Here is a 9,217-nt window from a genome sequence, read left to right as displayed (position 1 = left end):
CAACGGCTACGTCAGCTCCTTCCAGAGCTGGACTTACGCGCGGGACGCGTTCGACAAGTGGTCGGCCCTGTTCGCGCGAAGGTTCAGCGAATTGCGCGCCACGGCTTCCTGAGCCGGGGGTGCACTTCTGGAGTTGTGCAGGCTCCCCGGTTGGCGTGGCTGCCTGGTGCTGGACCTTCTCATGCCGTTGATGAACGGGCTCGCGCTGCAGGAGCGCCTGCACGAGATGGGCGTCTTCCTGCCGATGTGTTCGTCAGCGGGAGCGTCGAGATTCCGACACCCGTCCAGGCGGCAGTTGCTGCCGGACGCTATCGACAAGGCCCTGCGCCGGGATTGCGCCTGAAGGGGGTGCCACCATCGATGTGGCATTCCGGCACTGGTCGGGCCAGGCTGCATGGCCCAATTCTCAGCGCCGCGAGGCGTCGGCAGCACCCGCCCGGTCTCCCTAGCCGCGGCCACCATCGACGAGCATTTCTTCATCTGGGAAAAGGATCGCCGCACCGCCTTCTGCGGGACCGGCCCCGCCCTGCCGCTGACCCAACGATGGGCGAAGGATGACCAGCTCAACGGGACAGAGCCCGGCAAGACCCGGCCCAGCTACCGCGTCGCGATGGATCCGCATCTCACGACCAGCATGGGGCGGTCCCTCTGTCGAAGTTGCATTTCGGAATCGATGTTGCGCCGGAAAACCCAAAGCCGTTCGACTCGCTCGTCGCGGTGAGCTGAAAGGTCCCCCCCGTAGCGGTTGTTGTGAGTCGTTTTCCGCCGTACCAGCTGTGCGTGGTGCTGCCGCCGAACGCTTTGTCGTGGGTAAGCCCGCCGATTCCGTCCATCGTGCGACCGCCCCAGGCGTTCGCCCGCGCCCAGGCCGAAGCGGATGTGTAAAAGCCCGCGGTCAGTAGGTCAGTAGGACCGCGCCGAGCAAGGGAKGGATGGCATTCGCTGGTTGCCCTGGCGACTGACCCTGCGTGAGGGTGATCAGCTGCCGATTTGTCTCAATGCAGGTCAGCCGCTGCGCCGCAGCATTTCTTGAATTTCTTGCCGCTCCCACAGGGGCAAGGCTCATTGCGTCCCACCTTGGATTGCATCGACTTGGCCACCTTGCGCTCATAGACAGCGAGTCTGAGCGGTAGCCAGTGAGCATGCATGTCCAGGACAGCTTGCGGGATCTGAAGTGCTAGCTCCGCCCGCATGGCCGGCGTCTTGGTGAGCTCGTCCTGATCCACGGAGAAGTCATCTTCGCCAAGCAGGCCGATCGGCCTGAACCAGGCTTGGCCTTGGGGTGTCGACAGCAACGGCTGCCAGTCATTCCAGCAAAGCCTCATTCCCGCAACAAAGCCGTAGGCCCATCCTTCGGCGTCGTCGTACGCCTCCCCGCCGCTGTCGTATGTCATCGTTGTCCAGCATGGGCAGATCTCGCTTGGGTCAGCTTCCAGTCCAGCAATGATGCTGTTGAAGTGGCGCATGACCAGTCCCAATACGTGATTCAACTGTTCGATTGAATCCATCGGAGGCATCATCTCCTCAGTACCCCAGATCTTGGGGAGCCACTGCTTTGGATGCAGGGTTGTCGGGCCGACCGCTGCGTGCAAGAACCCATCCATGATGCCCAGCGTCATGACCTCTTCCGTGTCCACGTCATAGAGCAGGAACCGGTCAAGTTCGTGGAACTCGTCCTCGGACAACGGGGCAAATGGGGTGGTCATCGATTGAATGTGGGATCCGGGAACGACTGACATTCTCGCTCTCCGCCCCCTGACAGAAATCATCTAACCACCCGGGATCCCCATACCCCAACGGTCATCTGGGCACAAGGGGCGTGGTCAACAGAGCGCTTACGTTCAATCGCCGCGACGGGCAACAGAGTGGCGGCGAGACCGAGACCGCGGCGCCTGAAGAAAACCTGCCGCGCTACAAATACAGTGTCACCACCTCGACCACCGAGCCCCTCGACATCACCGGTATCGCCAGCAAAGCCCAGGAGCCGATCGATGCTGCCGCAGCAGCCGGCGCTCCCGATTCATCGGCTGGCCAGTCATTGATCACGGGCGTCCCGCTGCTCCACGCCTTGACGATCGATCCCGTCGGCGCCGAGAGGGGCAGCGTGGCCTCGATCCGTGACGCCCCGCCGTGCAGTTCGCTGAATGCGAAGACTCGCCGTAGTTGGGCCTGGGGCTCGTCCAGCGTCCATTGCTCGATGCGTCGAGCCAGTGGCAGTTCAGCACCGGCGAGGAAGGTCACGACATGGCACTCTTCCTGCTGCGACGCGAACGGTATGGCCAGACCACGCTGCAGACCGGCTGCTGCGGCCTGTCGAGTGCGCACGAAGCGCCCCGTTGAGGCCGGCAGATCATCCAGAAAGACGGCATGGCCGCTCAGCCACGCCTGGCCCGGGAGCCCCGCGCCACGCTGAAGATGGGTCTGCCGCGTTATCGTCTCGAAGGTCTGGGCGCTCTGCCCGAAGGCACCGTCGACGAGGGTCATTTCGCCGCGACCGCCGGCGTCGTCGCGCCAAAGCTCGAGCGCGCCACTGCCCTTGGCCTCATGGCCACAGAAGAGCACGAGCACCGAAATGAGGCGGTCGTGCACGAAGCTTGGCAGCGCAATGGCACAGGTCAGACCGGCAGCCCTTGCCGCGGCATTGCGACGGAAGAACGAGCCTTCGAACTGCGGCAGCAGTATGGGCCTGCGCTCCTGCCAGGCGCGCCCGGGCAGTCCCTCACCGCGGCCAAAGCACAGTTCCCGGCTGATGGCCGCGAATCGCCTGGCGGTCCCGAATGCCCCGCCACCGAACTCGAGCAGCGAGCCGTCGTGGCTGGGCACCCAAAGTTCGGCTGCCTTGATAAAAGTGGGGGTCATGATGCCTTCCGGCGTGCGAACTATCCTAAGCAAGTTGCAGGCCAGTTGATCACCTCCTGCGTCTCGAGCCCGCGCAGGCAACAAGCGGCCCGCGAAAGCGCCGCCTGGTATACGAGCGCCGGTGTGTGCCAGCGTCAGCCGTGCGGCCAGACCTTCGATTTGGGAGCGCATCAACTGCTCGCCATGTCGCCCTGCGCCACACGTCAACATATTTGACCGCCACCGTTTGAGGCCATGGCAGAAAATCGACATTCTTCTACGCGATCGTTTCTGATCGGCCATGAGATCGCAGCGTTTGAATGTGGACGCGCCGCGCTCCTCTTCCTCAACTCAGAAAAAAATGGCAAGGTTCCCCGAGCGGCCCGGTCAGGCCGTACATCGAGGTCCCCATGGCAGCACGCTCCATCGCATCCCTCTCCCTCAGCTTCGGCCTGGTCTCCATCCCAGTGAAGCTCTACTCGGCTACCGAGTCTGCGGAGACCGTTCGATTCAACCTCCTTGCCAAGGACGGCAGCCGTGTGAAGCAGCAGTACGTGTCCGAGAAGGACATGACGACCGTTGTGCCTCGCAGCGAGATGATCAAGGGCTACGAGTTCGAGAAGGACCAGTACGTCCTGTTCCAGCCTGAAGAGTTGAAGGCCCTCGAAGAAGGCTCGAGCCATGTGATCGACATCGTGGCGTTCATTCCTGAAAAGGAAGTCGACCCGATCTACTACGACAAGGCCTATTTCCTGGCGCCCGACAAGCGCGGTGGCAAGCCCTACAGCCTGCTGCGCGCGGCCATGCGTGAGAGCGGCCGGTGCGCGCTGGCCAAGTGGGCGTGGAAGGGCAAGCAGTACGTCGTCCAGGTGCGAGCAGCCGAAGACGGCCTGGTGCTGCAACAGCTGCTCTATGCGAACGAGGTTCGCTCGCTGGCGGACCTCGACATCGAGAACACCCAGCYGACGCCGGCCGAGCTGAAGCTGGCGCTGCAGCTCATCGACCAGATTTCGCAGGACACCTACGACCCGACGATGTTCGAAGACGAAGAGAAGAAGCGCATCCTCGCCGCGATCGATGCGAAGATCGCCGGCAAGGAGGTTGTCGCGGCGCCGCACGCAGGCGAGGAAGCTGGCGCGCAGGTGATCGACCTGACCGAAGCATTGATGGCCAGCCTGAAGCGCGCCCCTGCGACGGCAAAGAAGGCGCCGGCCGTGGCCAAGGAAGACGCGGACAACGTGGCCGAGATGGGTGCCAAGCGAAAGGGCGTCCGCCGTGCAGGAAAGGCTGAGGAGCCAGCCGCCGCCCCAGCCCGCACCCGAGCCAGGAAGTAAGCTCGCGCCTTTCACAGCCGCTAGCGGGAGGTCGATCTGGAGTCGCACACGCTTCGAAGCGTTCAGGAGATGCTCGGGCTCTCCCGGAGCGCCATCGTTCGCCTGGTCGAAATGGGTTTCGTGAAGCCCAAACGTGGACCGCGCCAGGCGTACCTGTTCTCGTTCCAGGACGTCGTGCTGCTGCGCACTGCCCACGAACTGCGGACAGCGAGCATTCCGACGGCCAAGATCCTCCGATCGCTGCGGCGGCTCAAGGATGAGTTGCCGCCTGAGGCTCCCTTATCGGGCCTGAGGATCACTGCGGTGGGCAAGGACATCGTCGTGCGGAATCGCGACTCGCAATGGGCGGCCGACACCGGGCAACTTCTGATGGACTTCGATGTCGGCGTTCAGGAGCAGCCTGGTGGTGCAGCCGTGGTGCGCCACCTCGCTGCCGCCCGGCGGCCAGCGGCGCCGGAGCCATCAGTCTCTGCGGAGGAGCTGTTCGCTCGAGCCGAGGCCTTGGAAGGAGTCGACGTTGCGGCTGCAAAGCGGATTTATGGCCAGGCGATCGCCGCGGCCCCGGACTTCACCAACGCGTACCTGAACCTCGGGGCACTGCTCTGCGAAGGTGGCGATTGTGACGATGCCGTGCGCCTGTTCACCAAGGGCATCGAGCACCGGCCTGCCGAGCCCCTGCTCTACTTCAACCGCGCGGTGGCGCTTGAGGACCTGAACCGCTTTGGCGAGGCCCTGGAAAGCTATGACTTGGCGCTGCAGCTAGATCCGGACCTCGCTGACGCCCACTTCAACGCTGGGCGGTTGCATGACGAACTCGGACACCAACAGCGGGCGATCCGGCACTTCAGCGCTTATCGGCGGCTGTCCCGATAGCTTCTGTCGAGACAGAATTCGAAGAATTCCTCGAACTGCTTAGACCTGTCGAAGAACGCGTCCGCGCCCGCATCGAGACGGGACTTTCGCACGCCATCCGTGGCGTAGTTTGTGAGCACGGCGACGCGTTGGTGCGGCTCGCGTCCTTGGCACCACTGGACGACGCCCAACCCAGACCCTTCTGCCAGGAAAAGATCGACAGCAGCCAGACCCCACTCCCCTTTGTGCCGCGCAAGCCACTCGCGCCAACGGGGTCAGCGTTGTGCCTTGGCGCAGCGCGTGAGTCCAGCTGTCGTAGCTGCCTCCTGAGGCCTCGAGCTCCTGGTAGACCGACGCGTCTTCCGTCGGAGCTGCCATCCTACTGCTGAGGCTTCCCCAGGTGCTGTCGGACCGCGTCTGCACTGACGCCGACAGCAGCCACGGCCTTTCGGAGCTGCTCCTCCGAGACACCGAGAGCCTGCGTCCAGTAGCGGACCTCGTGATCCTCGTTCACGTTGATGCGCGCGCGGTCCTGGGCGCCGCGGTCGGACTTATCGTCTGGCATGTTTGGCTCCTATTGAGTTCTCAGGTTCTCGCGGAACCGGCTGGCCTCGCGTAGGAGCCTGCCGGGGATGGATGCGCGTGCCTGCCGCATGCGGGGGTTGCCGACCCTGCGGTGAGGGAATTCCCCTGACCGGCCCACGTTGTAATTCGGCGGTCGATACCGACTTCTGCAAGCGGTCGTTCAACGCTCGCATTGATGAGCGATCGGCCGCATCACAAGTTTCTCGTACGTGCCTAGCCGATACCTCCGGCGAGGCGAGCCGATTCCGGCAAAGATTTGAGCCGAAGCATCGCCAGCACGCCGAGAGCGGGACCTGGGGCCAGAAAAGCAAACACCCACCGCCATCCAAAGGCATCTGCGATCAATGGAATCAGCCAGATCGTCACGATCGTGAGGATGAACCCAACGGCAAGCTGCAGTGTCAAAGCTGTTCCTACATAAGATTGATCGGCAAGCTCGGTGACCATCGCCGAAAACTGCGCCGAGTCGGCCACGACGGAAAAGCCCCACACCAAGCCGACGACGAGCAGCAGCCATGGGGATGAGCCGAACAGCAACCCGATCAGAATGCAGCAGCTCCCGGATACAGCCATCATTAGCGCGGTCGTTCTGGTCCTGCCCCAGCGATCTCCCAGGATGCCGCCTACCCAACAGCCCAATGCCCCAATGGCAATGACCGCGAATGTCGCGAAGGCGGCAGCCGAGCCCACAGTCGTCCCTCGGGCTACCAGCGCCTCGGTGAAGAACAGCATGAACCACGCATACATTGCAAATAGCTCCCACATGTGGCCGAAGTAACCGTAGGAAGCCAGCCGGACGCYGCGGTTGGCAAATACGCGCCACACCTGCTTGGGATCGAATGTCGCCGTCGGGAAAGGAGAGGGACCTTCCTTCACCGCGAACTCTGCAATCAAACCACCAATCAGCGTCAAAGCGGAGGTCATGTAGATCACAACGCGCCAATCCAGCCCGCCGAGCCCGTTGATGAGATGAGGCGTCGCTTGTCCCAAGACAATCGCACCAACGAGGATGCCGAGCGCGACTCCGCGGCCTTTCCGGAACCATGTGGCCATCAGCTTGATGGCTGGGGGATATACGCCCGCCAGAAAAAAACCTGTTGCGAAGCGAAGCGCGATTCCGATGTCGCCTGCGCCAGCGAATTCCAGGAGCCCGTTCGCCGTGGAAGCACCGATCGTTCCGCCCAGGATCACGTGCTTCGGCGGGACGACGTCGGAGAGATTCAGGAAGCTCGAGACCAGCGCGCCGCATACGAAGCCGAGTTGGACGGCGATGGTCAGCCATGCAGCGGCGTTGGCGGAAAGCGCCCACTCTTGCCGCAGTTGGGGGATCACCGCGGAGGCCGAGAACCACGTTGTCATCGACAAAACCAGGGTGAGTGCGAGCAGCGCCAACATTTGCCAGCGACCGGGACTCCCTTCTTCTGACGCGTTCGAATTCATCGTCGTGCTCCAACGCAGAAGTTCACGGCCGGCGATGGCTGTCCGTTCGACGGAGTCCGTGATGAATCCTACGACCGTTGCCGCCGATTTGGCAAAGTCCGTGTTTCAGCCGGCGGTGGCTCATGAACACCGGCCCTTCTCGAGACCCAGCGCCTCACGCGCACGCCCCGGATCGAGTGGCTGAAAGCACGCATCCGCCCAACTGGAGCGCGAACTGGCCTCCTGGCCGTTCTCAGCCGTATGAGGCTCAGCGCAGGAGCGGCTAGCTTGCGCTGACCAGTCCATGACAAGAGGCGGTTTCTCGCTTGTACTTATTCTTCACGCACCTCTGCGAAAGCACGGACCGGGAAGGCTGCCGCGTCTCTCGCCTTCAACGGGACGGAAAAGAAGCGGAACGCCGCGCCCTGCAGGCGCGACAGTCCGGTGAGGTTTTCCACGATGAGGATGCCTTGTCTTAGAAACCGGGTATGTGCTGGACGTTCTGGATCTTGCGTGGAGTCGACGTTCGCGCAGTCCACCCCAAACAGGGCAATTCCCGCATCGCAGAGCCAGGTCACCACTTCATGCGAGACGAACGGGTGCAATCGATAGGTCTCCGTTCCCCAATGGCGATCCCAGTCGAAGTTCACCAGCACTGCCCGGCCTGCGAGATGCTCGGGGAACTGCAGGTCTGTCCGCCTCAATTGCTGCCTGGGACCCGCATGCCGTGCGTCGATGACGACGCCGTCCAGAATCAGACGGCTGAGTTCGATGGAAGCGACATCGTTCGCGCCTTCGAAACGGTGACGCGGGGCATCCATCTTCGTGCCGACGGAGCTCTGGAATGCCACGTCAGTAATCTCGAAAGAGGCCTTGCCGTCGTAGTGCGGGAGCGACTGCGCATGCGTCATGTAGGGTCGTATATGCGCTGTGAGTTCGACTGTTTCGCCGTTTTCACCCTTGAAGAGGACGCCGGGCATCCCGTCGTGGAATACGTGAGAGAGGTCGACAAACATTTGTTCATCCCCCGCTTGATTTCAGCGCAGACACTTCCGACCTGCTGGCGGCTCGCGCTCAGCGCAGATCGTGAAGGCAACATAGTATGTCAATGGCGGTCGATTCCATCCGCATCCGACTTGCGCTTAGCGCTGCGCATGGATGCGCATCCAGATTTTTCCGTTCAGTGGAGCTAACCGGATACCCGGTAATGATCCAGTATTTTGGCTCCGCTGGATCTAGGCGGTAACGCCTTGCAGCCCGTACATTTCGCGAATGGCCGCACCCCCACTGGCAAAGTACAAGGCGAAGCGCAACTTCGCCGTCACGCCCGAGCCAGTCGAGGGCGGCCGGTCGGTGCCCGCCGGCCTGCAGTTCGTGATCCAGAAGCACTGGGCGACCAGGCTGCACTACGACTTTCGGCTCGAGTTGGACGGCGTGATGCTCAGCTGGGCCGTCCCGAAGGGCCCGAGCTACGACACCGCTGACAAGCGCATGGCCGTGCACGTCGAGGACCACCCCATCTCGTACAACTCATTCGAGGGAACCATCCCACCGAAGCAGTACGGCGCCGGCAAGGTGGTGATCTGGGACAAGGGGCTCTGGGTGCCGATCGGCGACCCGCGCAAGGCCTACAAGGATGGCAACCTCAAGTTCGAGCTCCGTGGCCACAAGCTGCGCGGCAAGTGGGCACTCGTGCGGATCAAGAGCAAGGACGAGAAGCAGGACGCCTGGCTACTGCTCAAGGAGCGCGACCAGTTCGTGAGGCCCGCCAGCGAGTTCAGCGTGGTCGACGAGATGCCGGACAGCGTGGCGGGCCTGCCGCCGCCCGCCGGCGCGGCCGCGCCCACCGAATCGACTGGCACCCTGGAAGGCGCGAAGAAGAGCCCCCTCCCCGCCAAGATCGCGCCCGAGCTCGCCACCCTGGTCGACGGACCGCCGAGCACCGCCGACGGCTGGGTGCTGGAGATCAAGTTCGACGGGTACCGCATGCTGGCGCGGGTCGACGACGCCGGCGTGCGCCTGTTCACGCGCAATGGGCTCGACTGGACGAAGAAACTGCCGCACCTAGTGCGTGACGTGGCGGCAATGAAGATGGCGCCGTGCTGGCTCGACGGCGAGATTGTGATCCTCAGCGAGCAGGGGCTGCCCGACTTCGGAGCCCTCCAGAACGCGTTCGACAACGCCAGGAC

Annotated in this window: 9 protein-coding genes; 4 read left to right on the top strand and 5 right to left on the bottom strand. The window is 63.1% G+C overall.

Annotated features, from left to right (window positions below; genetic code table 11):
* Positions 1 to 181 precede the first annotated feature (181 nt).
* Positions 182 to 343 carry a hypothetical protein gene (locus tag AC1DY5_RS30550; protein ID WP_478117563.1) on the top strand — a complete coding sequence of 54 codons (162 nt, stop codon included), beginning with the start codon at positions 182 to 184 and terminating at the stop codon, positions 341 to 343.
* A 652-nt stretch (positions 344 to 995) separates the two neighbouring features.
* Here AC1DY5_RS30550 and AC1DY5_RS30545 read toward each other — a convergent pair.
* The gene (locus AC1DY5_RS30545; RefSeq protein ID WP_478117562.1) at positions 996 to 1,739 is read right to left on the bottom strand and encodes a UPF0149 family protein; all 744 of its coding nucleotides are present in this window, start codon (positions 1,737 to 1,739) and stop codon (positions 996 to 998) included.
* A gap of 172 nt (positions 1,740 to 1,911) precedes the next feature.
* Positions 1,912 to 3,030: a GAF domain-containing protein gene (locus AC1DY5_RS30540; RefSeq protein ID WP_478117561.1), complete on the bottom strand. Its 1,119-nt coding sequence runs from the start codon at positions 3,028 to 3,030 to the stop codon at positions 1,912 to 1,914.
* Between the two features lie 218 nt (positions 3,031 to 3,248).
* On the opposite strand from AC1DY5_RS30540, the gene ku reads away from it, so the two are divergent.
* Positions 3,249 to 4,172, top strand: coding sequence for a non-homologous end joining protein Ku (gene ku, locus AC1DY5_RS30535; RefSeq protein WP_478117559.1), 924 nt, complete (start codon positions 3,249 to 3,251; stop codon positions 4,170 to 4,172).
* A gap of 69 nt (positions 4,173 to 4,241) precedes the next feature.
* Complete coding sequence (locus AC1DY5_RS30530) at positions 4,242 to 5,045, top strand: tetratricopeptide repeat protein (protein WP_478117558.1); 804 nt, start codon at positions 4,242 to 4,244, stop codon at positions 5,043 to 5,045.
* 358 nt (positions 5,046 to 5,403) lie between these two features.
* Here AC1DY5_RS30530 and AC1DY5_RS30525 read toward each other — a convergent pair whose 3' ends face one another.
* The 3 genes from AC1DY5_RS30525 to AC1DY5_RS30515 form a co-directional block, all read right to left on the bottom strand.
* Positions 5,404 to 5,589: a DUF3606 domain-containing protein gene (locus AC1DY5_RS30525; RefSeq protein WP_478117556.1), complete on the bottom strand. Its 186-nt coding sequence runs from the start codon at positions 5,587 to 5,589 to the stop codon at positions 5,404 to 5,406.
* Between the two features lie 233 nt (positions 5,590 to 5,822).
* Positions 5,823 to 7,049 carry an MFS transporter gene (locus AC1DY5_RS30520; RefSeq protein ID WP_478117554.1) on the bottom strand — a complete coding sequence of 409 codons (1,227 nt, stop codon included), beginning with the start codon at positions 7,047 to 7,049 and terminating at the stop codon, positions 5,823 to 5,825.
* Positions 7,050 to 7,360: 311 nt separating this feature from the next.
* Positions 7,361 to 8,044 (bottom strand): cyclase family protein, encoded by a 684-nt coding sequence (locus tag AC1DY5_RS30515; protein ID WP_478117553.1) that lies wholly within the window; start codon positions 8,042 to 8,044, stop codon positions 7,361 to 7,363.
* A gap of 256 nt (positions 8,045 to 8,300) precedes the next feature.
* Here AC1DY5_RS30515 and AC1DY5_RS30510 point away from each other — a divergent pair.
* Positions 8,301 to 9,217 (top strand): DNA polymerase ligase N-terminal domain-containing protein (locus tag AC1DY5_RS30510; RefSeq protein WP_478117551.1); only part of this gene is annotated, 917 nt, incomplete at its 3' end.

The sequence above is a fragment of the Variovorax sp. P4_D9 genome, from assembly GCF_056401695.1.
This window is presented reverse-complemented; position numbering and strand designations above follow the sequence as displayed.